Consider the following 25,163-nt stretch of genomic DNA (forward strand, 5'->3'; position numbering starts at 1 on the left):
CGGCCCGGGAGCGGCAGCCATGCGTTTTGATTTCGAGCATTGCCGGTTCGTTGAAGCTGACGTGGCTGTTGCCGCGCCGGCGCTGTACAGCAGTGCCGGGGTGATGGACTGGGGCAGCCTGCAAGCCGCCACCGACGCCTGGATGGCGCGCGCACAGGCCGCCGGCGTCAGTGCCGGCCATGCGCTGGTGATCAGCGGTCACAAACAGGCGGCCTTTGTGGTGGCAATGCTGGGTTGCCTGCGCATGGGCGTGACCTATGTGCCGGTGGATACCATCAACCCGGAGGCGCGCCTGCACAAGATCACCCGGCTGGTGCACGCGCAGGCGGTGTACGACGCTGCTGCCGATGCTTTTGTGCCTGGCGTGGCGCAGCCAAAGCCGCTGGCCGAGCGCGATCTGGCCTACATCATGTTCACCTCCGGCAGCACTGGCGATCCCAAGGGTGTGCAGATCGGCCGTGACAGCGTCGCGCTGTTCACCGGTTGGATCCGTGATTGCCTGGGGTTGGCGCCAGCGCCGGCGTTCATGAATCAGATGCTTTTCAGCTTTGATTTCTCGCTGTTCGACCTGTGCGGCGCGCTCGGTCTGGGAGGCAGCTGCGTACTGTGTCCGCGTGAGGTCATTGCCGACAGCAACCAGTTCATCGAGCACCTGGGTGATGCGCAGGTGGCGGTATGGGCATCCACACCGTCGTTCGTGCGCCAGCAGATGCTCAACCCACAGTTCAATGCCGAGCATCTGCCAGCGCTGAGCATGTTCGTGTTCGGTGCCGAGTCGCTCACGCCACGCGTTGCCGAAGAACTGTGGGCGCGCTTTCCGCAGGTACGGATCATCAACTCCTATGGCCCGACCGAGGCAACCTGTTCGACCACCTGGGTGGAGATCGATGCGGCATTGCGCGCTGCTGCCCCCAATCCATTCCCGATTGGTGTGGCCAAGCCATATGCGGAAGTGTTCATTGACGATGGTGAAATCTGCATGGCCGGGGACCATGTGATGCGCGGCTACCTGGAGCGCCCCGATCTGGATGCCGGGGTGTTGTTCGAACATCACGGCAAGCGCGCTTACCGCAGCGGTGACCTGGGTGACATGGACGCGCAGGGGCGGGTGTATTTCCGCGGCCGCAAGGACGACCAGATCAAGCTCAATGGTTACCGCATTGAACTTGCCGAAGTCGATGCGGTGTTGTCCACCTTGCCTGGTGTCATTGCTGGCGCCACCGTGGCGATGCGCCGTCCAGACGGTACGTTGGTGCGGATGGTGGGGTTTGTCGAACTGGCAACGCCAGGCGAGGGAGCGGTGCAGCCGTTGCCGCCGGCGTTGCAGGATTGGAAGGCACAGCTCGCTGAGCGGGTGCCGGCCTACATGATTCCGTCCGAACTACTGGCAGTGGACAGTTTTCCATCCACGGTCAGCAACAAGGTTGACCGCAAACAATTGGAGCAGCGCTATGCATTGGCGCGTACGCTGCGCACGCAGGAGCCGAAATGATGATGTCCCCTAAATGGATGATGGCCGCAGCCTTGTCACTGTCGCCGCTGTTTGCCAGTGCGCAGCATGCCGCCGGTGAAGGCCGCCTGGCCCAGCTGTACGCCGCTCGGCCGCCGGCCGGTTCGGCCTTTGTGCGTGTGGTCAATCCCGGCGCTGCCACGCTGGTGGTAGCCCCGGGCAATGGCGCCGCACAGCAGGTGGGCCCAGCCAGCCGCGCCACGCGCTATGCCATTGTTGAAGGTGGCAAGCCGTTCACCGTGCGCGTAGCGGGCCAGGCGCGCACGCAGCCCGCGGTGGCGGCGGGCAGCTTCACCACGCTGGTACTGGACCCGGCCGGCGTGACCCGCCCGCTGCGGGTGATTGCCGATGGCGGTGGCAGCACCGATGCACTGAAAGCGGAGATCCGTTTCTACAACCTCGCAAGTAGTTGCCCGCAGGCCAGGCTGGCGATGGCCGACAACGGCCCGGTGGTGTTCAGCGCGGTGCCTGCAGGCAACGGCGTTGCCCGTGCCATCAATCCAGTCAAGGCACGTTTGGTTGCCGGCTGCGGCGGCAAGGACAGCGTCGCGTTTGAGTTGCCGCGTCTGCAGCCGGGTGACCGCTACAGCCTGTTCCTGACTGGCAGCGCCAGCGCGCCGGTATTGCAGGGGCAACCCAGCAGCACTGATGCAGTAGGTCGCTGAACCATGCTGGTGCGTAGCATCTTTGGTGAAGACCACGCCTTGTTTCGCGAGCAGGTCCGGCGTTTCATCGCTGAACAAATCCTGCCGCACTACGCGCGTTGGGAGCAAGACGGCATCACCCCGCGTGCGCTGTGGCGCGCGGCCGGCGATGCGGGCCTGCTCAACTGCCAGTTGCCTGAGCCATACGGTATGGGCGGCGACGTTGGCCACGCCGCCTGTGTGATCGAAGAACTGGCACGCGCCAACTGCCTTGGGATTGGCTTCTCCATCCATTCGGACATGGTGGCGCCGTATCTGCTGCAGTACGGCAGCCAACAGCTGCGTGACACCTGGTTGCCGGCCATGAGCCGCGGCACCGCCATCGGCGCCATCGCAATGACCGAGCCCGGCGCCGGCAGTGATCTCAAGGCGATCCGCAGCCGTGCTGAGTTGCGCGGTGACCACTACCTGCTCAATGGGCAAAAGACCTTCATCACCAATGGCGTCAATGCCGATGTGGTGGTGGTGGCTGCCACGGTTGCGCCGGAGCTGGGGGCGCGTGGACTGACATTGTTCTGCGTGGACATGCGTCTGCCTGGTGTCAGCAAGGGCCCGCCGATGGCCAAGATCGGGCAGCACGCGCAGGACACCGCCGAGCTGTTTTTCCAGGATGTGCAGGTGCCGCTGGACTGCCTGCTCGGCGAGGAGCAACGCGGCTTTGAGTACATGGGCGAGCAACTCGCCGGCGAGCGCCTGGCCATTGCCCTGCGTGCGGCGGCCTCGGCCGAAGGCATGCTCGATGAAACGCTGGCATATGCGCGTCAACGCAAGGTGTTTGGCCGCCTGCTTGTTGATCACCAGAACACCCGCTTCGTGCTGGCTGATGCGGCCTCGCAACTGACCATGCTGCGCAGCTTCCTGGACCATTGCCTTGGCCAGCAGATGCAAGGCGCACTGGATGCCAACACTGCGGCCATGGCCAAGCTCAATGCCACGGAAATACAGGGCCGGGTGCTGGATGCGTTGCTACAGCTGCACGGTGGCTACGGCTACAGCAGCGAGTACGGCATCGGCCGGGCCTGGGCGGATGCGCGTGCGCTGCGCATCTTCGGCGGCAGCAGCGAGATCCTGCGCGAGATCATCGGCCGCGCACTGTAATTGCTACAGCCGCCAGGCACGCCGCAGTGCTTCGGCTTGCGGTGTGTCCTGGGTAAGCCAGGGCTCCAGCGCGTAGACCAGCACATTGCCGGCACCGCTATCGCGGGCCCACTGTAACTGCTGCTTCACGCGTGCGAAGTCGGCACTCTCGCCACGAAACTGGGTGCCGTCGCCGCCCGCCGTGGGCAACTCGTGGAACAACTCGACGATGGCATCGAAAGCGATGCCGCGCTGCTTGAGCAATGCCAGCAAGGGCGCCAATGCCAGGTGATCGTCGTCGCCGGCCACGCCGACGCCATCCTGGATCATCGGCCGCAACGTGGTGGAGGCAAGCACGCTTTCCCAAAGGCTGACCAGGCTGCCCTCGGTGGGTAGCCTGCTGTAGTAGGTGGAGATGGCGCAGTCACCGCCGCGCGCCACTGCCGCCCGCTGCATTGCCTGCAGCCACTCCGCCAGCGATTGCCGGCGTTGCGCATCGGCCCAGTGGTATTGCTCCAGCTCATAGGGTAGATACCAGCCGGCGAAGCGGCGTTGGCGTGGCAGTGCGGATTGCTGCAACCACTGAGTTGCACGTTGCAGGCTTTCCTCAAAGAAGGCGCGCAGCGCCGCGTCATCGCCACCTATCGCCTGCCACCAACGTTGTTCGAATGGCAGGCCGACACGAACGTTGATACCTGCCTGGTCTGCTGCGCGGAACAACATGCCGAAGTTGGAATCGGATAGCTGCCAATCACCTTCGGTGCCGCCGAGGATGCCGCTCCATTGCACAACCAGTTGCCGACAGCCCACACGCTGGGCAAGGTTCATTGACCGTTGCCAGTCCGCCGCTGTCCAGTTTGTGTGGTCCAGCCAAGGCTGCAGGAATGTGCCATCCACCTGCTCCGGAAGCGAGCAGCCCGGCAGACCGGCCAGTGCTGCCATCGTTGGTGCCAGCAAGGCAGCTTGCAGCAAGCGGCGACGTCGCGGGGAGGTCGGCTTGGATGAAGGGGTTTCGATCATCGTGCGTACGATTGCCAGCTGGTAAGGAGCATGACTACACAGTTCAGTGTTTCTGCCAGAAGGTCAAGCTGGGCTGTGGCGTCATGGGCGATTTTAGTTGCTCAACAGGTAATAGTTGCGGATGCTGGAGTTCTCCGCGCCTCTTCCTGGGTGTGGCCTGGGCAAGTCATGATGGAGTGCCTTCCGGCTGATCACCGGACCGACTGCGGCACCCGTCGCAGCTTGCTCAGATCGTAGCCCATCGCCTTGATGCTCTCCACCGCACGTTGGTAATCCGCCGCCGAAACCTGCGGGGTGCGCGCCATGTACCAGACATAGTCGCGCTTGCTGCGGGCGACGATGGTCTGGCTGTAATCCTGGTCCACCCAGGCGATGATGTATTCGGCCTGGATCGGCCAGATGAACTGCATGCCCCAGACTGCGCCATTGCCTTCGGCTTCGACCTTGCCGATGGGGTGCATTGATTTCAGCGGCGCCTGGAAGCTGCCCTTGCGATAGGTGAAGGTGGTCTGGATGCGTCCGTCGGGCCGCAGTGCATAACTTTCCACCGCATCGAAGGCTTCGCGTTCCGGCCGCGACGGAATATGCGCGATCACATACCAATCGCCCATGAAGCGCGGAACATCCACCGATGCCGGGCGCGGGATCGGGCGCGTATCCAGATTGCTGCAGCCAGCGCCGAACAAGGCGATGGACAGCATCGACAGCAGCGGCAAGGTTCGCATGCGCGTGTCCTTTTCAGCGGGGACGGAACAGGTAGTGCGCCACCAGCCATTGCTGGCCGTCGTCGTAACCGAACAGCTCCGCGCAGGCCATCCAGAACATGCGCCAGCGCTGCCACCAGATACGTGCCGCGGCATCACTGCCGTAGGTCTGCGCCAGCAGCGGCATGAGCTGCTCGCGGGCGGCATCCTGGCGTTGCAGCCAATGGTTGGCGGTGCGTTGATAGTGGCGGCCATCCAGCAGCCAGCGCTGCTGCAACTGCATGTCACGCTGGAAATGCAGCAGGGTATCGGCAGCCGGCATCAGCCCGCCGGTGAAGAAATGGCGACCCATCCAGTTGTCTTCGCCGATCGTGTCGAACGGATACATATGCGTGCGATGGGCAAAGATATGCACGAACAAGGCGCCGTCCGGCTTCAGCCAGCGCGAGATGCGGCCAAGCAGGCGTTCGTAGTTGCGGATGTGCTCGAACATCTCCACCGAGACACAGCGATCGAACGTGGCGGCAGGCAGCTGCAGTTGGTTGACGTCGATGGTCAACACCTCGACGTTGTCCAGGCCGCGTGCCTTGCACTGGGCGAGGATGTGCTTGCGCTGGCTGTGTGAGTTGGAGACTGCGGTGATGCGCGCGCCGGGATAGCGTTCGGCCATCCACAGGGTCAGCGAGCCCCAGCCACAACCCAGCTCGAGGATGTGCTGGCCATTGGCGAGCCCGGCGCGTTGCCCGTACAGCTCCAGCATTGCGTCCTCGGCCTGATCCAGGGTCTCGGTGCCGGTATGGTAGTAGCAGCTGCTGTACTTCAAGCGGTGGCCAAGGCAGGCCTGGAAGAACGCAGCAGGTACTTCGTAGTGCTGGCGGTTGGCAGCATCCACATGCAGGGCGAGCGGGCTGCTGGACAACTCGGCGATGCGCCGGCCGAACCGCTCCGATTGCGCTTGCAGGCCTTCCTCCGATTCCTCATCCAGTCGCTGTGCGCACAGGCGGCGGATACCCCAGCGCAGTGCGGCATCCGGCAGCCAACCGCGCTCGGCCCACCCGGTCAGGCCGGGCTCGGCATGGATGGCGGAATCCAGTTGCGTGGCTGCATTCATGGTGATTGCTCCTTGGCGGTGCGAGGAAACCAGGGGAAGAACATCGGCGTGCTGCGCTGGTATGCGAGGTAGTCTTCACCGCGGCTGCGTAGCGCCTGCTTCTCGGTGAACGGCACGCCGCTCAGGTAGCGCAGGAACAGGTACATCAGCACCGGGCCGGTCCATGCCAGCCACCATAGTGGCGAGCCAACGGCCAGTAGCACGTAGGTGAACCAGTGCAGCCATTCGAAGAAATAGTTGGGATGTCGCGAGTAGCGCCACAGACCCTGCCGACAGGTGCGGCCTTTGTTGGCTGGCACGGCACGGAAGCGCGCAAGCTGGCGGTCGGCAACGGACTCGCCGAGCACGCTCAGCAGCCAAACCAAACCTGCTGCCTTCACCCAGAGGTAGCCATCGGTTCGCGGATTGCTGGCCACCGCGAGGAACGGCAGCGCGAACAGAACTATCAGCAACGCCTGTGCAATGAAGAAGCCGAAGATCTTGCCCTGATGGCTGTGCCAATGTTCGCGCAGATACGTGTAGCGACCATCTTCGGACTCGTGTCGCACGCGCTGCCATAGATGCAGGGCAAGCCGGCTTCCCCACAATCCGCCGAGCACGGCCAAGCTGATGCGCGGCAATGCTGCGCCGTCGCCCAACCACGCGAGCAGCAGCGCAGCGGCAGCCAGGCCCTTGGCCCAGAGCACATCGACGATGCCGATATTGCGATGGCGGCGCTGCCAGGCCCAGCCCCAGAGCATGATCGCCACGGCGTACAACAGTACCCAGCCCAGATTGCTCATGTTGAAGCACCTGTTGGTTGCCCTTGTGTTGGACTGCGGGTCCAGCTGCGCGCGTTCGTGACCAGCAGCGTCAGCGCCACGCTCCAGCCGATGCCAAGCAACAGCAATCCATGCCAGGCGGGCGCGGCAAAATGCACGGCGTCAAAGCCGCGTGCAGCGGATAGATAGGCCAGCGGCGCCAACAGCAGGCCGAACGTTGCTGGCAGCGCCCAATGCCGTTGCAGGAAGGCCATCGAGCAGGTCAGTGTCATCGCGAACGCGGCCCACAGCGCCATGATCCAGGGCGGCGGCGCCCTGCCGAACGGCGCAGCGGCGTAGGCGACACGACCGCTTGCCGCTGCAAGCCCATCGACCAGCCAGACGCACACCAGTGCGAGCAGCAGCAGGCGCAGCTCGGTCCGCGGCTGCGCGGCGCTGTAGAGCTGGCTGACGATGTAGAGCACGGAGGCCAGCAGCGCCGGCCACTGCCAACCTCGTCCGGCGCCGGCCACGGCGCACAGCCAGACCAGTTGGTTGCCGAGCAGGTTGAGCAGGGTCCGGCGCATGTCAGCTGATCAGCCCGGCGTTGGCGGCGGGTTGATGGCCGGGCCGGGCCAGCAACAGGTGCGAGACGCCGATCGAACGTTCCAGGAAGCCGCCCTCGCAGTAGGCAAGATAGAACTCCCACAGCCTGCAGAAGCGCGCGTCGAAGCCCTGTGCGTGCACCGCAGGCAGCTGCGCCATGAAGCGCTGGCGCCAGGCGTGCAGGGTCAAGGCATAGGAGTAGCCGAAGTCGTGCTGGGCCACCAGCTGCAGGTCGCTGGCGCGGGTCTTCGCCGCCAGGATCGCTGCGATCGAGGGAATGAAGCTGCCGGGGAACACGAAGCGCTTGATGTAGTCCACGCTGCGCCGTGCCTGTTCGTAGCGATGGTCCTCGATGGTGATCGCCTGCAGCAGCGCAACTCCATCGGGCTTGAGCAGGCGCTGCAGCGTGGCCATGTAGGTGTCCAGGTATTCGGCACCGATGGCCTCGATCATCTCGATCGAGACCAGCTTGTCGAACTGGCCCTCAAGATCACGGTAGTCCTGCATCAGCAGGGTAATCCGGTCCTGCAGCCCGGCCTCGTGCACGCGTTGCACGGCCAGTGCGTGCTGTTCGGCCGAGATCGTGGTGGTGGTGACATGGCAGCCGTAGTGCCGTGCGGCGTGCAGGGCGAAACCACCCCAGCCGGTACCGATCTCGATCACGCGGTCGCCGGCCTGCAACTGCAGTTGCTGGCAGATGCGGTCGAGCTTGCGCTGTGAGGCCTGCTCAAGCGATGTGTTTTCGTCGGCAAACAGTGCGGAGGAATACATCAGGTCCGGCGACAGGAACAGCGCGAAGAAATCGTTGCCGAGGTCATAGTGCGCGGCGATGTTGCGGCGGCTGCCTTCGCGGCTGTTGCGCCGCAGCCGGTTCCAGCCACGCAGCAGCCAGCCGCCAATACGCGCGGGGCCGCGTTCCATGCCATCGAGCAGGTCGCGGTTGCGCACCAGGATGCGCACCAGCGTGACCAGGTCATCGCAACGCCAGTCGCCGTTTATATAGCTCTCGCCAGCACCGACGCTGCCTTGTGCGGCAACCTTGCGATAGAACGCGGGATCATCAATGGTCACAGTGGCCTGCAGCTGCGCTGAAGCATCGCCGAGCACCACCTCGCCGAGCACGTCGTGCACACGCAGACAGCCCTCACGCAACGGTGCGAGTTCGGCCAGCAGCCGGCGCCGCAGTAGTGCATCCAGTGCGCCGGGCTGTGGCAGGGCCACCGAGGAAGTCATCTGGTTCATCGCGTTTTCTCGGCGAGGGAAGGATGGTCATGGACCGGGTTGCGCTTGAGCCACAGCCGCAGTGCCTGCCAGTGGATGGCGGCGACCACCTGCAGCGTCATCAGCGGATAGCAGGCCAGCACCCGCGCCAAACCGGCGCCATTGAGCGGGTGGCGCTGCATGGACTGGGTTGCGTCGAACTGGCGCTTGCCTTCGCGCCATACCTGCATATGCACCTGCAGGTCGTCATCGGGCGCGGTGAGGCGCCAGTCGTAGCGGCAATCCATCGCCATGAACGGCGAAACATGGAAGCACTTGTCGAACTGCCAGCGCAGCGCCCGGCCGTTGCTGAGCGCGGTTGCCGCGGGCAGTACATAGGCGTGGCGTTCTTTCCATGGCGTGTTGGTGATGTCCGCCACGATGCAGTCCAGGTTGACGCCATCGGCCCGGTAGCAGTAGTAGAAGCTGACCGGATTGAACACGTGGCCGGCAACGCGCAGATGGGTAAGCAGGCGCACCGGTCCGGCCGGCCGATGGCCAAGCACGGTTGCAGCGTGGTCTCTCACCGCATCGGCCAGCGGCCGCGCCGGATCGCCGAAATAGTCGCTGCGGCGGAACTCGGCCAGGTTGCGACGGTTCACCGACCACAGCCAGCGCCCGGCAAAGACCTGCTCCAGTTCGTCCAGGTCCAGCAGCAGCTGGGCGATCGGATAGCGGAACGCATGTGGATGCGGCAGATGGCGGCGATGCACCACATGGCCGAGGTAGATCGCGCTGCTGGTCATGCGGTCGCCTCCGGCTGCGGCAGCCAGAAGGCGCTTGGCCTGCGCGCAGTCAACGCATCCACCACGCGACGGGCACTGCGTATGCCATCTTCGTGGAAGCCCCAGCCCCAGTACGCGCCGGCGAACCAGGTGTGGCGCTGGCCCTGGATATCGGCCCAGCGCTGTTGTGCCGCCACGGCGGCATGGTCGTGCACCGGGTGTGCGTAGCGCATGCGCCGCAGCACCTTGGCCGGATCGATCCGAGCGCTGTCGTTCAGTGTCACTACCAGCGGCGTATCGCCTGGAAGTCCCTGCAGCAGGTTCATGCAGTAGCTGACCGTGCATGGTGCGTCGGTTGCGTCCGGCACGTGCGCGTTCCAGGCCGCCCACGCCTTGCGCCTGCGTGGCAGCAGGGAAGCATCGGTATGCAACACCACGTCGTTGTGCTGGTAGTTGATGGCGCCCAGTATCTGCTGCTCAAGCGGGTCCGCGTCATCGAGCAGGCGCAAGGCCTGGTCGCTGTGGCAGGCCATGATCACTTCATCGAAGCCTTCAACGCCTGCGGCGCTGTGGACCCACGCCCCGTCCGCTTCGCGCTCAACCTTCCAGACCGCGCATTCAAGCCGTTCGCGCACCTGCCAGCGTGCCCGCAGGGCGTCGATATAGCGCGCCGAGCCGCCTTTCACCACGCGCCATTGCGGGCGCCCGCTGACCTGCAGCATCTGGTGGTTGGCCATGAACTGGACCAGGTAGCGCGCCGGGAAATCGCGCACGGTTGCGGTCGGCGAAGACCACAGCGCCGATGCCATCGGCAGCAGGTGTTCCTCGACGAATGCCTCGCCGTAACGCTGGCTGCGCAGGTACTCACCCAGCGTGGGGCCGGCGCCGCCATCCAGCAGCGCCGGGGCATCACGGTAGAAGCGGCGCAGGTCACGCAACATGCCCCAGAAGCGTGGCGACAGCAGGTTGCGACGCTGGCAGAACAGGCCATCGAGCGAGGTCGCGTTGTACTCCACGCCACTGCGCTCGCTGCGCATGGAAAAACTCATCGTGGTCGGCTGCGATTCCACCCCAAGCTCATCGAACAGCGCGCTCAGCAGCGGGTAGTGCTGCGGGTTGAAGACGATGAAGCCTGTATCCACGGCCATCGGTATCCCGTCCACCTGCAGCGCATGGGTGTGGGTGTGGCCGCCGAGGTAGTCATTGGCCTCGAACAAGGTGACTTCATGCGCGCCATCCAGCCACCAGGCGCTGGCCAGCCCGGCAATCCCCGAACCAATGACGGCGATGCGCATGTCAGTTCCTCGCCTTGGCCAGCACCCAGGCCGGGATCGGCTTGAGCTCCTTGACCAGGCCCAGCATCGCCATCACCCGCAGGCCATACCAGGTCAGGTCTATCTCCCACCAGCGGAATCCCTGCCGCACCGTGCCGGGGAAGAAATGGTGGTTGTTGTGCCAGCCCTCGCCGAAGGTGAGCAGCGCCAGCCAAAGGTTGTTGCGGCTGTCGTCGCGGGTGTCGAAGCGGCGGCGACCGAAGCGGTGGGCCAGTGAGTTGATGGTGACGGTGGCGTGGAACAAAACCACCGTGGAGATGAAGAAACCCCATACCAGCAATTGCATGCCCGAGGTCTGCAGGCCCGGTGCCCAGCGTTCAAGCAGCGCACCCAGTGCATACAGGGCTGCGGCGAGCAGCAGCGGGACCACGGTGTCGAAGCGGTCCAGCCAGCGCAGTTCCGGGAAATGGGCAAGATCCGGCACGCGCTGCAGGTCGGTGGCGAACGCCTCACGGGTGAGGAACCAGCCGACGTGACTGCGCCAGAAGCCTTTTTGCTGCGGGGAATGTGGGTCCAGCGGCTGGTCGGCATGGCGATGGTGATGCCGATGGTGCGCGGCCCACCACAGCGGACCGCGCTGCACGCTGGACGCGCCGACAAGGGCGAACACGAACTGCACCGCGCGCGATGTCTGGAAGGTTCGATGGGAAAAATAGCGGTGATAGAAGGCGGTTATCGCGAACATCCGCACCGCATACAAGGCCAGCGCGACGCCAACTGCCGTCCACGACACTCCTGCCCAGATCACCCCCAGGCAGCCGACGTGCAGCAGGACGAAGGGCAGAGCGCGCATCCAATCAATGCGATCGCCTCGCTGAACCTCGCCAGCAGCTTCCCCAGTGCTGGCGGTGTCGAACCAACGCTGGAGCGTGCGCAGCAGGGCCACACGTCGGCGGGGAAGGGGCGCTGCGGATGCCATGGAACGGATCTCGAGAGGTTTCCTACCTCCCTCTACGCAGCGCGGCGATGATTGGATGCAGCGTAATGAAGATTCCATCGGGTCAGCCCGGCGCGGCGGCACAGCGCACCACCAGTGCCTGCTGCAGCTCCGCCTGCCATTGTGCAAGCGGACGCTCCACTGCCTTCTGCGCGAAGCGCACCGTCACCACCGGGTAATCACCGCCGCCATCACGCAGGTTGCTGGTGCCGTGGAACTCCAACAGGCGCCGATCAGCATCGGCATAGACCAGCGCCAGACGCGGCGCGACCACCCCGTACCACGCATCCAGCTGCACCTGGATCGACTGGGCATCCATTCCCTGCCAGCGGACGGCGCCGACACGCTGCACCTGCACCGGGTAGTAGCGCTGACGGCTGGGTACCAGGAACTGCAGGCTGAGCCGTTCGCCCTGCATCAATCGTTGCCAGTGCGCGCGCACGACGGCGTCGAACCCTGCATCGATCACGGCATCGGCCGGAAGTGGCAGCCGCTGTGCCCGTGCTTCCGCCGCCGCATCTTCTTTCCAATTCAGTTGGACGACGCCTCCTGCCGCTGCCACGCTGGCGGTCTGGCCACTGCGCCGGTCCTCCCAGCGATAGCTGGGTGCCTGGGCGGAACCGTTGACCTGCATGTGCTTGCGCGCAAAGGGCCGGCCGTCGGGGCACAGGTAGTGCACCCAGCGCTCCGCTGCGTCGCCGGCTCCGCGCTGCCAATGCACCTCGCGGTAGGCCACAGCCCCGTTGCGGGTCGTGGCAACGCCTTCACCGCGCAGCAGCGGCGCTGCCGACACTGTCAGGGGCAGGAACAGCAACAGGCAGGCCATGCGCATGGGGGCGTTCCGGAATGAGCTCCCATTGCCTACGGGCGGGGCCGGCCGCTGGATGCAGGCAGGGCAGTGCATCCAAACGCCGCCAACGCGCGTAGGAAGGACAACACATTCACTGCAACCCTGCCCACGCAGATGTACCCTGATCTCCGCCAAGCCCCTTCCCCATTCGACACCGCCCGGATCGTGTCCAGTTCACCGCAGCTGAGCAAAGAGCCAATGAACTGGGCCGGTGACATGGACGGCGTGGCGCGGCTGCGCGACCGTGATTGCTTCATGCGTATCTACGATCACTTCATGCCACGCCTGTGCGTATACCTGCGTGGCCTGGGTGCCCCGGAAGCGGTAGCCGAGGAACTGGCGCAGGAGTGTCTGCTGCGTTTGTGGCTGCGGGCCGCAGAATTCGATCCAGCCCAAGGGGCGCTGAGTACCTGGCTGTATCGCATCGCCCGCAACCTGCACATCGACCGTGTGCGCCATGAGCGTAGCTGGACGCTGGTGCAGGCCGCAGTCGAGCATGCGGCGGCGGCTGACGACCTCGACCGCAGCAGCGCCGAGCAGTTCGCCGATCATGCGAGGTTGCGCCAGCGGATCAATGAGCTGTCAGCCGTGCAGGCGCGGCTGGTGCGGATGTCCTACTTCGAAGCAAAGAGCCACGGCGAGATCGCGCAGGCCTTGGGGATGCCCTTGGGTACGGTCAAATCACATCTGCGGCGGGCTTTCCTGCTGCTGCAGTCCAAGGTCGGAGGTGGCTCATGAATCCGCACCACCACCTGCATGAATCGACCTTGATGAGTTACGCCGCCGGCGCCTTGCAGGCGCCGTTGAGCATCGTTGCTGGCGCCCATCTCGAGCAGTGCCTGCATTGCCGGCTACGCCTGCGCGATGCCGAAGCGGTCGGCTCGGCACTGCTGGAGCAAACCCAGCCGGTGCTGGAGGAAACGCGGCGCGAAACATTGCGCGCCGCCATGCTGGCGCAACTGATGGAACCCAGCACGGCTGCGATGCCGGAGCAGAAGCCAGAGCGCCCCTTGCCACCCGAGCGGCCACAGGCCGACCCGGAATATCTGCCCGCATCACTGCATCCTTATTTCGGCGACTCGCTGGGCAGCCTGCGCTGGCGTTGGATGGCACCGGGTGTGCATTGCATCCGCGCGAGGCAGATGCCGTCACTGATCATGCTGAAGATCGCTCCTGGCAAGTGCCTGCCGATGCACAGCCATGGCCGCAGTGAGCTGACCCAGATCCTGCGCGGCTCCTACAACGACGCGTTGGGCTTGTTCGCGCCCGGCGATGTGGCGGATCTGGATGCCGACGTGGAACACCAGCCGGTGACCGCGCCCGGGGTGCCGTGCATCTGTGTGTCGGCGCTGGATGCTCCCTTGGTGTTCAGCGGCTGGATGGCACGCAAGATCCAGCGTTTCGTCAAACTCTAGTTCGCACGGAGATGCCAGCCATGAACGATGCCGGACGCCTGAAAATCGTGGTGACCGGTGCCAGCGGTCTGGTCGGTCAAGGCGTGGCCTTGGCCTGCGCAGGTTCCGCGCACGTCAAGCGCACGGTCGCGCTGGTGCGGCGCGCGGGGGGGGGGTTACGGCGACGGAGGAGTTGACGCTGGAGGATTTCCAGCAGGCGCACCGCCGCCGTGCGGACTTGGTCGGCTTTGATGCCTGCTTTTGTTGTGCGGGTGCGGCGCCGATTGGCACCGCGGAGGATGAGTATCGGCGAGTCACGCTGGACACCACACTGGCAGTCGCGCAGACCTGGTTCGCAGCCAATCCACAAGGGATGTTCCTGTATGTATCGGGTGCGCACGCCAATCCTGAAAGCCACTTGATGCCCCTGCGCATCAAAGGCGAAACAGAGCGGGCACTTTCCCAACTGTCGGGACGTACGGTGATGCTGCGGCCAGGTGGTGTGCGCCCGGCAGCTGGAACCGGCACCCAGCATGGATTGTTGAAGCCCCTCTATGTGTTTGGCGGGCCACTGATGCAGCTGGCAGGTGTGGCCTTGCCATCGTTGTTCACCAGCAACCTGACGCTTGGCCGCGCGATGATAGCGTTGGCACGCATGCGCGATCCGCCTGCCGTGGTGGAGTGCGCACAGATCAACCAGTTGGGGGATACCGATGCGGCGTAGCCCTGCTGCCGCGCAGGCAAGGCCTTGGATTGTTTACAACAGCCCGGGATTCGCCTGCCAGACCGCGTAATTGAGCACACTGGCAAAGCTCACCCAGGCAAGATAGGGAAGCAGCAGGCAGGCCGCCAGCTTGTGTACGCGCCAGAACGCCACCAACGTGGCAAGGATCAACGCCAGCAACAGCAGGATGTCGGCGAAGGCCAAGCCACCTAGTTTCCAGCCGAAGAACAGCCAGCTCCACAATGAGTTGATGCCAAGCTGCAGCAGGTAAAGGGTCAACGCAGGTGCAGCCGCGCGCCAACCGCGTTCGCGCCAGACAAGAAACGCTGCCAGCGCCATCATCGCGTAAAGCGCTGTCCACACGGGGCCAAACAGGCTCGCCGGTGGTGCCCATGCCGGTAGTACAAGCTCGGCGTAGAAGCTGGAGGCCGAGATGGAGGCGCGGGCACCAAGCGCAGCGGCGAAGAAGGTGACCAGGAGCCAGCCGGAGAACCCGAGGAACTGTCTACGTATCTGCATGGCGCTTGTTGGTCCTTTCTGGCGTGTGCGATGTCGCTTGTACGTAGCGGCGCTGGGTTTGGATGCAGTGACAACTGCCAATAATGGTGATCGATGCCTGGATCACCCCAGCAGACCGATCCGCCTGCCTTGCATCCGCCTGAAACGGGAGGGTTGTCAGGACGCGTCACGGCTGCACGCGGCAGCCGCGACGCCCGCCATGATCGTTACTGTTTTTCGATAGCGGAAATCCGTGTCTTGCCGATTCTCCTGCCCTCCAGGTCGATGACCTGGAGGCGCCAGCCAGCCGATTCGACAGTATCGCCAGCCACTGGAAGTCGCTCCAGGGCATGCAACAGCAAGCCGGACAGGCTGACATACAGCGGACTTCTTTCCAGGGTGATGCTGGTGATGCGCTCCACGTCTTCGATCGACATGGACGCATCCACGATCCAGCTGCCGTCCACCTGTTCGGCGCCGAAATCGGCGTCGCGGGTATCGGCAAGATCGCCTGCAATGGCCGCCAGCAGATCGTTGGCGGTAACCAGACCCTGCACGCTGCCGTATTCGTCGACTACCACCGCCAGCGGAATCGGGTGCTGCTTGATCCGTTCCAGCGCACGCAAAGCAGTCGCGCCCTCGGGTAGGGTCAGCGGCTCGCGCAGGTAATCCGCCAGTACCAAAGGCTTGCCGGCGAGAACGCCTGCGAGCAGGTCGCGGCTCTGCACAACGCCTTGCAGGTTATCCAGTTCGCCATCGGCCACCAGCAGGCGGGTATGTGGCGAGCTCATCAACTGCGCGGAGGTGTGCTCTGGACCCTTGCCGAGATCGATCCATTGGATATCGGCGCGCACGGTCATCACGCTTGCCACCGAGCGGTCGGCCAGGGCCAGCACGCCACGGATCATGTCGTGCTCGGAAGCGGCAAGACCTGATGGCAGCTGATCGGCTGGCGCGTGGGTCTCGCCGGCAACGGTCTGCGTTGGGCGCGACCCCAGCAGCTTGAGCACCGCGTTGGAGGTGCGCTGCCGGAAGGACAGGTTCTGCGTGTGCTTCTCGCGGTTGAACTGGGTCCACTGGTTGAAGCCCTCGATCAGCACCGAGAACGCAATCGCAGCGTACAGATAGCCCTTGGGAATCTTGAAGCCCAGGCCTTCGGCGACCAGGCTGAAGCCGATCATCAACAGGAAGCCAAGGCACAGGATCACCACCGTCGGATGACGGTTGACGAAACTGGTGAGCGGCTTGCTGGCCAGCATCATGACTGCCATCGCAATCGTCACTGCGGCAAACATCACGCCGAGGTGGTCGACCATGCCGACCGCAGTGATCACCGAGTCCAGCGAGAACACCGCATCGAGGATGACGATCTGCGTCACCACCAGGCCGAAGCTGGCGTACACCTTGTTGTCGCCGGTTTCGTGCGAGCGCCCTTCAAGCCGCTCGTGCAGTTCCATCGTTGCCTTGAACAACAGGAACAGGCCACCGACCAGCAGGATCAGGTCACGGCCGGAGAAGGTCTGGTCGAATACGGAGAACAGTGGCGCGGTGAGCCGCATGATCCAGGACAGCGTGGCCAGCAGGCCCAGTCGCATCAACAGCGCCAGGCTCAAGCCGATGAGGCGCGCCTTGTCACGCTGGTGTGGGGGAAGCTTGTCCGCAAGGATCGCGATGAAGACGAGGTTGTCGATGCCGAGGATGATTTCGAGCACGACAAGTGTGGAAAGACCCATCCAGATTGTTGGGTCGGATAACCATTCCATGCAGGGTTGAGGTAGCGGAGGGACTTCGATCATCGCACGCTGCGGCAACCCGCTTCGCTCAAGCGCGTTGATTTCTAGTGTTGTTCATTTTCATGTTCATTCGCGCCGGGACGCTGCATTGTCGCGTGGGCAGGGATCAACGCAGCCGGTCACTTCTTGCGAGATCCGGCCGCGCATGGTCTCCATGGGCTTCGGCCCTTGGTAGAGATGTTGCAGTCTCCGCTTGGCAAATCCGCCAGGGCGTCACCTGCTGCTGATAGGCTAGGGCAGCAGCCGACGCTGTACCGGCATGCGCTCGATTGGACCTGAATGGTGATGGTGGCAGGCATTTTCCTGCAGCGACTGTGATCGGAGGAGTGGCACATGCGTGTTGCACTTGTAGCGATTTTCAATGGATTTCTGGCGATAGGTGCATCAGCAGCGCAGGCACAGGAGGCGCAGCTTGATACGCAGTTGCAGGCAGCGGCCACGGCCCAGCAGCCGGCCGTCATCGAGACGCTGCGAGAGTTGGTGACGGTGGAATCGGGCTCAAACGATCATGAGGGCGTTGCCAAGCTGATGGCGTATCTGGACAAGCGTCTGCTTGCACTGGATGCCAAGGTTGAGCGGTTCGCTTCGGCCACCGGTGGCCCGGATCTGGTCCGCGGCACCTTCACTGGCAACGGAACGTTGAAAGTGATGTTGATCGCCCACGCCGATACCGTCTACGACCGCGGCATCCTTGAGAAGGAGCCGTTCCACCAGAAGGGCAACCTGCTGTATGGCCCGGGCATTGCCGACGACAAGGGCGGCATCGCGGTAATCCTGCATTCGCTGGCCCTGCTCAAGGCGCGTGGCTGGAATGATTACGCGATGATCACCGTATTGTTCAACCCGGACGAAGAGATCGGCTCGCCCGGCTCGGGCGAAACCATTGCCAAACTTGCGGACGAGCACGACGTGGTGCTGTCCTTCGAGCCATCGCCGGCCAAGGCGGTGATCGAAAGCGAAGGCGTGCTGCTCAGTGCCGCCGGCACCTCGCAGGTACGGATGACGGTGCAGGGCCTGTCCGCACATGCAGGTGCGGCACCGGAGCAGGGCCGCAACGCACTCGTCGAGCTGGCCCACCAGATCATCCAGACCAAGGACGTCGCTGCCGGCGTCCCCGGCGCGCAGCTCAACTGGACCACTGCCAATGCCGGCACGGCGCGTAACCAGATTCCGGAGCGCGCGGAAGTTGGTGGCGATGCGCGGGTGATGCAGGTCGATAGCAATGCCAACCTGCTGGCGGCGCTGCAGGCCAAGGTCAAGCAGAGTCATCTGGTACCGGACACCATCACCACGGTGACGCTGGAGCCTCTACGTCCCATTTACATGGCGGGGGAGCGCGGCCGCGCATTGGCCGACCTGGCACAGCAGATCTACGCCGAACTCGATGGACGCAAGCTGCTGATGCATCCAACCACCAATGGCGGCACCGATGCCGGGTTTGCCGGCCGCTCCGGCCATGCGGCAGTGCTGGAAGGCCTTGGGCTTGCCGGTTGGGGCTACCACGCACGCAATGAGTACATCGAGATCGATTCCATTCCGCCACGTCTTTACCTGGCATCGCGGATGCTGATCGAGCTAGCCAAGCGCGCGCCGAACTGAGGCGGCTGACCAGGCGACGTTCGCACCCTTGCAGGTGTTTGGATGCGCGAAAGAAGCCCGCGGCAACGTGGGCTTCTGCTTTTCTTTCCTGTTGTTGATGATCCGGATGGAGGATCTGGTGGGTGGTCATCCGATGCGCGCGGAACCCGTTCTTCGTCTTGCATCTCCCCCATCGCAGCGCAGCGGAGGCCGCTGGTAGATCTGGCCTGCTATGGATAGGTGGTTGCTAGGACGCATCGATTCTGGCGAACGCGCGTATGCACAACGCCAGCGCGATGACTAGCAGACCGATATACACGAAAAGCGAAGTCATCATTGGATAGTTTCCCGGCTGCCCCATTGCTTGTCGGATGAGGTCGACCAGGTAGGTTGCTGGGTTGAACCTGATGAGCGTCCCGAGGATGGGGGCATGATGGCCTGCAGGAAGGGGGAAGAGCGCCCCGGACAGGAAGATCATTGGCATAAGGATGAAGCTGATGATGACCTGTATGGCTTGGAAGTCGTCGATGAGTGCACCGCACAGCGTGCCGAGGACGGCGAACAGGAAACCGATGGCGAGAATTGCAGCTTCCAGTCTCAGCAAGGTGAGCACGCCTGGCCATTGCGCAAGGATGAGGTACACCAAGGCCAGCACCAGCGAAGCCTGCAGCGCGGCTGTGGTGGCTGCGCCCAGGCTCCTGCCGACAACCAATTGCCAGCGCGGCATCGGCGCCACCAGGGTTTCCTTCAGGAAGCCGAATTTCCGATCCCAGAGCACCGAAAACCCGCTGATGAACGCTGTGATGATTGCCGTCATCGCAACCACACCGGGGGAGAGGAATCGTTGGTAGCTGATATGGCCGGCGGCTTGGAACACCTGATCCATGCCCATTCCCATCACTACCAGATAGAGCACAGGCTGGGCCAGGCCGCTGATGATCTTCCAGCGGCTGCGACTGAACTTCCTGATGTCGCGTAGCCACAGGCCATGTATGGGTTTGAACATGATCAGCTTGGCTCCTTGCCTGTCAGCTGCAGGTAGGTGTCGGTAAGCCCGGTCGTGCCCAGCGCACTGTTCATTGCCTGGATGGTTCCGCTGCCAAGTAATTGCCCGCGATTGATCAGCGCGACTCCATCAGCGATTGCCTCGGCCTCTTCGAGGTAATGCGTGGTGAACACGACGGTGATGCCCTCCGCCGCGGAGATGCGCTTGAGGTATGACCACAGCGTGTTCCTGACCTGGGTGTCCAGGCCGACGGTTGGCTCATCCAGACAAATGATCCGCGGCCGATGTAGCAGTGCACGCGCGATCTCGACGCGTCGCTTCTCACCGTCGGACAGGCCGCGCACCAGTTGGCCGGCACGCGCGGCCATACCAACCAGCTCCAACAGTGCGCTTGCGCGACGTCTGGCATCGGCCGCCTGCATCGAATGAATCATTGAATGCAGCTGCAGGTTTTCGTTGACGGTGAGCTCTTCGTCCAGGGAGTGGTTCTGGAACACAACGCCAATCTGGCGGCGCACGGCTACGGCATCTCTTTCCACATCGTGTCCCGCGACCGTGATCGTGCCGCTGCCCGGCCGGGTCAGGGTCGACATCATCCGGATGGATGTTGTTTTTCCAGCCCCGTTGGGGCCGAGCAAGGCAAAGAAGGTACCGGCAGCGACGGTCAGCGAGAGATCAGCGACGGCAGATCTCCCCCGATAGCGCTTGCTCACGTGGCTGAGCTCGATGATGGGATGACTTGCGTACTCACCTTCGTATTGCAAGGCTGGCTGCGGGGCGGTGGCTTTGCCAGGATTGGTATTGCGTGTTTCTGCTTCCATGTCAGGTAGCACTACCTTGCGAGGGACGACGGCTGCAGCGAAAGGGGCTGGGCGCAGCGCGAGGCTGAAATTTCAGTCGTCGCGTGCGGCCAGATCGGGATATCCGCGCTCAGATGCCAGAGTCGGTCCACACGGCAATACCGCCATGGAAGGCCAGCGCGGGTGTCGTTGTCAGTTACCCGCATCGCCGCCGGATGATCAAGTGCAGGCCACGAGGCAGCGCTGGGTACGGCAACGGGTAGGACAAGGTACGGGCGACGGAGGACGAGCGCGAGCGCAGGATGCTCGAGCGCCATGCTTAGCTTGGCAGCGGCGTTGCCCTGTATTTTCGGACGGCTGCAACCCCTATCGATGGGTTCTGGCCAGCGCAAGGTTTGATCGCGGTCCTTCAAGCATGGTGACGGCCGCGATCGTTCACCGCCATGTGGTGCTTATGGGCGCCTCAGGGGGTTGAGCCAATGCCTGTGCGTGTGTGATGCACAGGCTAAGCTTGAGCGCGTCTGTGTGGCTTAGTGCGCGGCGGTGTAGATGTCCTGCAGTACCGCTTTTTCAAGTTCCAGCTCGCTGAGCAGGTTCTTGACGATATCGCCGAGGCTGAGGATGCCAACCAGCTTGGAGCCTTCGGTCACCATCAGATGGCGGTGACGCGAATACGTCATCAGCGCCATGGCTTGCTTGAGGCTTGCCTCCGGTGCAATGCCTTCCAGGCCAGCCGAAGGTAGGCTGGAGATGACCCTGCGTCCTGCCTGAGGGCCATCCTCGGCCAGAGTGCGCACGATGTCCTTTTCGGAAATGATGCTCGCCGGTGCGTCGTCTTTCATTACCACCAGCGCGGCGATCCTGTTAGCGCTCATCTTATGCGCGGCGGCGCCGATGGTGTCTTCGACGTCGATGGTGACTACGGTTTGTTTCTTGGACTGCAGGAGTTCGCGGACGTTCATTGATGTTTCCTGGTGCAGGTTACTCAAACGGAATAGTTCGCCTGGCTACCTGTGTGCTGGTAGCCGTGGTGCCGCGATTTCCTCGGCACTTCGATGATACGAGCCCGCCAGTGCCGGTGTATTTGCGTAGATGAGACGGTTTGTCGCGGATTTACGGGTGATTCATTCCGCATTGGTTTAGGCAGCATAGTTGCGTGTGACGCTATGCCAGCGTGGTTGTCCTGTGCTCGGCGCCATACGTTCCAGTGCGGTGATTCGATGATTCTTTGGCGCCGGTCTGGCTCTGCCAAGGAAGCGTTCCATTGTGGAGTGGGAACGCAGTTGCGGCTGAATTGCCGCCGCTCGCAAAGCGTGTTTTCGCAGCAAAAATGAGCATCTGCGAAAAGCCGGGAGGCGGGGCTCTACCGCCTCCCGGCGCGTACGTCATCGCGACATTCGCGCAGCCCGATGGACTGCAGGACTCCACGGTCGGGGGAGAGACCGGGAGTTATCTCTGCTGAAGGAGAGTCAGCAGGAGATTCATTTGGCCTGACGCACATGCTTGATCATGTGCATCAAGCTGTTGATTGATGCAGAAGACTTGACCGTTGCAGCTACTGGGAAACGAACAGCGGAACGGGAACCTCCGACAGCAGTGTCCGGGTCACACCGCCGAATAGCGCTTCACTCAGCTTGGGCCGGCTATAGGCACCAAACACCACCATGTCGCAGTGCGCGGTTTTTGCGTGGGTGACGATCACCTCAGCGACCGAAGCCCCCGCCGAAGCAACCCGTTGCAGATCGACTTTCACATGATGCCGGGCGAGATAGGCCGCCATGTCCGCGCCGGGTTCGTCGCCGTGCAATTCGGCCTTGCGCTCCGCATCGATGATCAGCAAGGTGACTTCTTCGGCATTGATGAGCATTGGCATCGCATCGGCGATGGCCCTGCGCGATTGCCTGCTGCCGTTCCATGCGACAAGTACCTTCTTGCCAACCGGCTTGTCGCCCCAATCACGCGGTACGATCAGGATCGGAATGCCCGATTGCTGCAGGATCTGCGGCGCCGACCAGGTCAGAGGCGAGGCCGGAATGTTCGGGTGACTCACCACCAGCAGGTCGCAGTACAGCGCATGCAGCGAGGACTCGCTGCTGCATTCAGCATGCGATATCACCCGCAACTCACCACTGACCTCATGACGACTCAAGGCGTCATTCAAGCTTTGCCCGAGTTGGAACGCGCGCGCGGCCATTACCGACTGGTGGCGAACGATGACTTCATGCAGCGCCTCGCCTTTGGCGAAACCCGCCTGCAGGGTGGCCGGCTGCTGGGCAAGGGCGGTGATCCCGATCAGATGCGAGGCGTGGCCGCCGGCAAGACGGGTTGCCGTATCCAGGATCTGTTGGCCGGATTCGCTGGCGTCGAACAGCACCGCGATGTCTTTCAGCAGGGTGGTCATGGGCGTGCTCCGTTGTGCTCGGCTCGGCGCCGGGGTGGCCATCCAAGCGTTCAACCAGAATTAGAATGATCGTTCTAGTTAGAATGATCGTACTACACAACGCCATCGCGGTCATGTGCAGATCCGACCACGTCATCCCAGGGTGCGTTTCATGAATGCGAGCAGTAGCGCTCCAGCAAGTCAGGAAAAAGGTGAGGCGCGTCGCCAGCAGGTGCTGGACGCGGCTAGCGCCTGCTTCCGACGCAATGGTTTCCACGGCACCAGCATCGCCAAAATCTCGAAAGCGGCCGGGATGAGCCCAGGGCACATCTATCACTACTTCGAGAACAAGGAGGCCATCGTCGAGGCCATCGCAAAGCGCGAGGAACAGAACCTCTCCGAGCTTGCCCGCAAGCTGCAGGAAGACGAGAGCGGTGGCAACCTGGCAACCCGGGTGGCGCGGCAGACGGCCGACTCGGTGGACCGTTGCCTGGACCCGGCCTATCTGGAGCTGCAACTGGAGCTGGCGGCTGAGGCCGCGCGCAATCCAGCCATCCGCCGCATCCTTCGCCAATCGGACAAGGTTGTGACGGGTGAATTCATGGCTTTGTCCAATCGGGTCGGCCTGCCGAAGGGTTTGGGCGCGGCCGAGGTGGAGCTGCGGATGAACATGATCTCGGCCATTTTCAACGGTGTGATGGTGCGTGGTGCGGTGGGCACGGACGTGGACCGCAAGCAGGTGAGCCGTCTGGTCGAGAAGCTGGTGCGCTGCCTGCTTGATGATGCTGATTGAGCCCTGGGCCCACGCTTCGCAGCGGAAAAAATTTGGCGAAGAAGGTCCTTGTGTTACTCAGAAGCCAGCTGAGTTCTTGAATCCGGCGATTGCCGCTGCAATGGCGCCATCCACGCTGGCCAGTGCAGCGGGATCGAGCATCGCGCCATTGACGAACGCGTCGGCCGCACCCTGTTCGCCAGCACCGTTGGCGACGGCGCGGTAGTGGGTGAACGTGTCGAAGCCGGCGCGGCCGTGGTAGGCGCCTGATCCCGAGTTTCCTATGCCACCGAATGGCGTATCGGGCAGCAGTCCGTGGATGAAGCCGTCGTTGCGGCTGACGCCGCCGCTGGTTGTATGGCTTAGGAAATGGCGGAAGTCAGCGCCGTCTTCCCCGTACCAGTAGGCGGCCAGCGGGGCCGGGTGATGCGCGATGTAGTCGGTGGCCTGCTGCACTTGGCTGTAGCGCTTCAGAACCAGCACCGGGCCGAAGATCTCGTGGTGGTTGATCTGCGCATCCTCCGGCACGTCGATCAGCAACGTGGGCGCGATCCTGCGTGATGCGCGGTCAGGGAGGCGCTGCAGCTGGCTTTCCGGCAGGGGCTCCAGTTTCTGGGCGCCCAGGGCCACAGCATCGTCGATTAACGCCAGTACGCGCTCATAGTTGCGCTCATTGACGATGGGAACGGTCGCCGGATTGTGCAGGTAATCGCCAGCAACTCTGCGGATCTGTGTCTTGAGGTGACCAATGAATTCCTCGAACTTTTCATCCGGGACGAACACATAGTCGGGACATAGACAGACCTGGCCACCGTTCACCAGGCGTGTCGAGGTGATCCTGGTTGCCGCCAACGACAGATCCGCGTCGCGGGCTACAACTACAGGGTTCTTGCCACCAAGCTCCAACGTCACCGGCACCAGATTCCTGGCTGCCGCCTGCGAAACCAGTGCGCCTACTTCCGGGGAGCCGGTAAAGAACAGGTGGTCAAAGCGCAGCGTGGAGAACTGCTGCGCAGTGCCGAGGTCGCCATTGAAGATGACTACTTCGGCCTCATCGAAGCGGGCGCTGAATATTTCCCGTAGCAAGGCGCCGGTACGCGGATGTTGTTCGGGGAAGTTCAACATCACCCGATTGCCGGCAGCAAGCGCCGCCATGGCAGGTTGGAGGGTGAGCGCCAGCGGGAAGTTCCATGCGCCGATGATGCCAACCACCCCTTTGGGTTTGGCCTGCACGAAGCCGCCCGGTACCACGCGCGGGGCCATCCACTGCGCGAGGCTGGCCAGGGAATGTTCGATGTCACGCACCCAGCTGAGCCCTTCAAAGGCCTTGGACAGCGCGGCTGGGCGCCCGCCGTAGTCGTCAGACAAGGTCGCACTGAGGGCGTCGATGTTCTCCAGCAATGCCAGTGCCATCCTGCTTGCGCGCGCGCTGCGCGCCTGCTGGCTGGCCTCGCCCTGGCTGAGGAAGTCAGCGCGTTGCAGGTTGAGTACCCGCTCCAGCTCATTCTTGTCGTACATAGTCCATCTCCGTTACCGGTTTTTTGCCAGGGGTCTGTCTGATGTCTGTTTGACAAGGCGCCTTTCCGAAGCAGCAAAGGCGTTGCGCTGCGTTTGCAGCGGCCGGCGCGAGCTTGGATTCG

At 63.3% G+C, this 25,163-nt stretch carries 24 protein-coding genes and 1 pseudogene; 8 read left to right on the forward strand and 17 right to left on the reverse strand.

The window, feature by feature from the left end; genetic code table 11:
* The first annotated feature begins 19 nt into the window (after positions 1-19).
* Genes ACVOK8_RS00260 through ACVOK8_RS00270 form a run of 3 tightly spaced genes read left to right on the forward strand, consistent with a single transcriptional unit; the run spans position 20 to position 3,312 of the window.
* Complete coding sequence (locus ACVOK8_RS00260; RefSeq protein ID WP_481565046.1) at positions 20-1,492, forward strand: AMP-binding protein; 1,473 nt, start codon at positions 20-22, stop codon at positions 1,490-1,492.
* Complete coding sequence (locus ACVOK8_RS00265) at positions 1,489-2,175, forward strand: alginate O-acetyltransferase AlgF (protein WP_481565047.1); 687 nt, start codon at positions 1,489-1,491, stop codon at positions 2,173-2,175. Before ACVOK8_RS00260 ends, ACVOK8_RS00265 begins: the two co-directional genes overlap by 4 nt.
* 3 nt (positions 2,176-2,178) lie before the next feature.
* A complete protein-coding gene (locus ACVOK8_RS00270) occupies positions 2,179-3,312 on the forward strand; it encodes an acyl-CoA dehydrogenase family protein (RefSeq protein ID WP_481565048.1) in 1,134 nt (377 codons plus the stop codon).
* Positions 3,313-3,315: 3 nt separating this feature from the next.
* Here the strand turns inward: ACVOK8_RS00270 and ACVOK8_RS00275 are convergent, their stop codons facing one another.
* The 10 genes from ACVOK8_RS00275 to ACVOK8_RS00320 form a co-directional block, all read right to left on the reverse strand.
* Positions 3,316-4,311: a DUF4434 domain-containing protein gene (locus tag ACVOK8_RS00275; RefSeq protein ID WP_481565049.1), complete on the reverse strand. Its 996-nt coding sequence runs from the start codon at positions 4,309-4,311 to the stop codon at positions 3,316-3,318.
* 191 nt (positions 4,312-4,502) lie between these two features.
* Positions 4,503-5,012: a lipocalin family protein gene (locus ACVOK8_RS00280; RefSeq protein WP_481565145.1), complete on the reverse strand. Its 510-nt coding sequence runs from the start codon at positions 5,010-5,012 to the stop codon at positions 4,503-4,505.
* Positions 5,013-5,049: 37 nt separating this feature from the next.
* Positions 5,050-6,126: a cyclopropane-fatty-acyl-phospholipid synthase family protein gene (locus ACVOK8_RS00285; RefSeq protein ID WP_481565050.1), complete on the reverse strand. Its 1,077-nt coding sequence runs from the start codon at positions 6,124-6,126 to the stop codon at positions 5,050-5,052.
* Positions 6,123-6,908: a DUF1295 domain-containing protein gene (locus ACVOK8_RS00290; protein WP_481565051.1), complete on the reverse strand. Its 786-nt coding sequence runs from the start codon at positions 6,906-6,908 to the stop codon at positions 6,123-6,125. The genes ACVOK8_RS00285 and ACVOK8_RS00290 overlap by 4 nt, the downstream gene beginning before the upstream one ends.
* Positions 6,905-7,453, reverse strand: a complete 549-nt coding sequence (locus tag ACVOK8_RS00295; protein WP_481565052.1) for a DUF2878 domain-containing protein — start codon at positions 7,451-7,453, stop codon at positions 6,905-6,907. Before ACVOK8_RS00295 ends, ACVOK8_RS00290 begins: the two co-directional genes overlap by 4 nt.
* A 1-nt stretch (position 7,454) precedes the next feature.
* Positions 7,455-8,714, reverse strand: coding sequence for a class I SAM-dependent methyltransferase (locus ACVOK8_RS00300; RefSeq protein ID WP_481565053.1), 1,260 nt, complete (start codon positions 8,712-8,714; stop codon positions 7,455-7,457).
* Positions 8,711-9,478, reverse strand: coding sequence for a DUF1365 domain-containing protein (locus ACVOK8_RS00305; RefSeq protein WP_481565054.1), 768 nt, complete (start codon positions 9,476-9,478; stop codon positions 8,711-8,713). Before ACVOK8_RS00305 ends, ACVOK8_RS00300 begins: the two co-directional genes overlap by 4 nt.
* Positions 9,475-10,752, reverse strand: coding sequence for an NAD(P)/FAD-dependent oxidoreductase (locus ACVOK8_RS00310; protein ID WP_481565055.1), 1,278 nt, complete (start codon positions 10,750-10,752; stop codon positions 9,475-9,477). The genes ACVOK8_RS00305 and ACVOK8_RS00310 overlap by 4 nt, the downstream gene beginning before the upstream one ends.
* A 1-nt stretch (position 10,753) precedes the next feature.
* The gene (locus ACVOK8_RS00315; protein ID WP_481565056.1) at positions 10,754-11,710 is read right to left on the reverse strand and encodes an acyl-CoA desaturase; all 957 of its coding nucleotides are present in this window, start codon (positions 11,708-11,710) and stop codon (positions 10,754-10,756) included.
* A gap of 82 nt (positions 11,711-11,792) precedes the next feature.
* The gene (locus ACVOK8_RS00320; protein ID WP_481565057.1) at positions 11,793-12,560 is read right to left on the reverse strand and encodes a hypothetical protein; all 768 of its coding nucleotides are present in this window, start codon (positions 12,558-12,560) and stop codon (positions 11,793-11,795) included.
* Positions 12,561-12,692: 132 nt separating this feature from the next.
* On the opposite strand from ACVOK8_RS00320, the gene ACVOK8_RS00325 reads away from it, so the two are divergent.
* The 3 genes and pseudogenes from ACVOK8_RS00325 (at position 12,693) to ACVOK8_RS00335 (ending at position 14,696) form a co-directional block, all read left to right on the forward strand.
* Positions 12,693-13,316, forward strand: coding sequence for a sigma-70 family RNA polymerase sigma factor (locus ACVOK8_RS00325; RefSeq protein ID WP_481565058.1), 624 nt, complete (start codon positions 12,693-12,695; stop codon positions 13,314-13,316).
* Positions 13,313-13,993 (forward strand): ChrR family anti-sigma-E factor, encoded by a 681-nt coding sequence (locus tag ACVOK8_RS00330; protein WP_481565059.1) that lies wholly within the window; start codon positions 13,313-13,315, stop codon positions 13,991-13,993. The genes ACVOK8_RS00325 and ACVOK8_RS00330 overlap by 4 nt, the downstream gene beginning before the upstream one ends.
* 20 nt (positions 13,994-14,013) lie before the next feature.
* Positions 14,014-14,696, forward strand: a pseudogene (locus ACVOK8_RS00335) (Rossmann-fold NAD(P)-binding domain-containing protein).
* A 33-nt stretch (positions 14,697-14,729) separates the two neighbouring features.
* Here ACVOK8_RS00335 and ACVOK8_RS00340 read toward each other — a convergent pair.
* Both ACVOK8_RS00340 and ACVOK8_RS00345 read right to left on the reverse strand, forming a co-directional pair.
* Positions 14,730-15,215: a TspO/MBR family protein gene (locus ACVOK8_RS00340; protein ID WP_481565060.1), complete on the reverse strand. Its 486-nt coding sequence runs from the start codon at positions 15,213-15,215 to the stop codon at positions 14,730-14,732.
* A gap of 206 nt (positions 15,216-15,421) precedes the next feature.
* Positions 15,422-16,957 carry a TerC family protein gene (locus tag ACVOK8_RS00345; RefSeq protein ID WP_481565061.1) on the reverse strand — a complete coding sequence of 512 codons (1,536 nt, stop codon included), beginning with the start codon at positions 16,955-16,957 and terminating at the stop codon, positions 15,422-15,424.
* Positions 16,958-17,320: 363 nt separating this feature from the next.
* On the opposite strand from ACVOK8_RS00345, the gene ACVOK8_RS00350 reads away from it, so the two are divergent.
* Positions 17,321-18,586 (forward strand): glutamate carboxypeptidase, encoded by a 1,266-nt coding sequence (locus ACVOK8_RS00350; RefSeq protein ID WP_481565062.1) that lies wholly within the window; start codon positions 17,321-17,323, stop codon positions 18,584-18,586.
* 226 nt (positions 18,587-18,812) lie between these two features.
* Here the strand turns inward: ACVOK8_RS00350 and ACVOK8_RS00355 are convergent, their stop codons facing one another.
* The 4 genes from ACVOK8_RS00355 to ACVOK8_RS00370 form a co-directional block, all read right to left on the reverse strand.
* On the reverse strand, positions 18,813-19,571 hold the full coding sequence (locus ACVOK8_RS00355) for an ABC transporter permease (RefSeq protein WP_481565063.1): 759 nt from the start codon (positions 19,569-19,571) through the stop codon (positions 18,813-18,815).
* 2 nt (positions 19,572-19,573) lie between these two features.
* On the reverse strand, positions 19,574-20,392 hold the full coding sequence (locus ACVOK8_RS00360; RefSeq protein WP_481565064.1) for an ABC transporter ATP-binding protein: 819 nt from the start codon (positions 20,390-20,392) through the stop codon (positions 19,574-19,576).
* Between the two features lie 509 nt (positions 20,393-20,901).
* Positions 20,902-21,333 carry a CBS domain-containing protein gene (locus ACVOK8_RS00365; protein WP_481565065.1) on the reverse strand — a complete coding sequence of 144 codons (432 nt, stop codon included), beginning with the start codon at positions 21,331-21,333 and terminating at the stop codon, positions 20,902-20,904.
* A 593-nt stretch (positions 21,334-21,926) separates the two neighbouring features.
* Positions 21,927-22,772: a universal stress protein gene (locus ACVOK8_RS00370; protein WP_481565066.1), complete on the reverse strand. Its 846-nt coding sequence runs from the start codon at positions 22,770-22,772 to the stop codon at positions 21,927-21,929.
* Between the two features lie 151 nt (positions 22,773-22,923).
* Between ACVOK8_RS00370 and ACVOK8_RS00375 the strand changes: the two genes are divergently transcribed.
* A complete protein-coding gene (locus ACVOK8_RS00375) occupies positions 22,924-23,544 on the forward strand; it encodes a TetR/AcrR family transcriptional regulator (protein ID WP_481565067.1) in 621 nt (206 codons plus the stop codon).
* A gap of 57 nt (positions 23,545-23,601) precedes the next feature.
* Here the strand turns inward: ACVOK8_RS00375 and ACVOK8_RS00380 are convergent, their stop codons facing one another.
* The gene (locus ACVOK8_RS00380; protein ID WP_481565068.1) at positions 23,602-25,041 is read right to left on the reverse strand and encodes an aldehyde dehydrogenase family protein; all 1,440 of its coding nucleotides are present in this window, start codon (positions 25,039-25,041) and stop codon (positions 23,602-23,604) included.
* Positions 25,042-25,163: the final 122 nt, after the last annotated feature.

The organism is Stenotrophomonas sp. STEN083 (genome assembly GCF_056759195.1).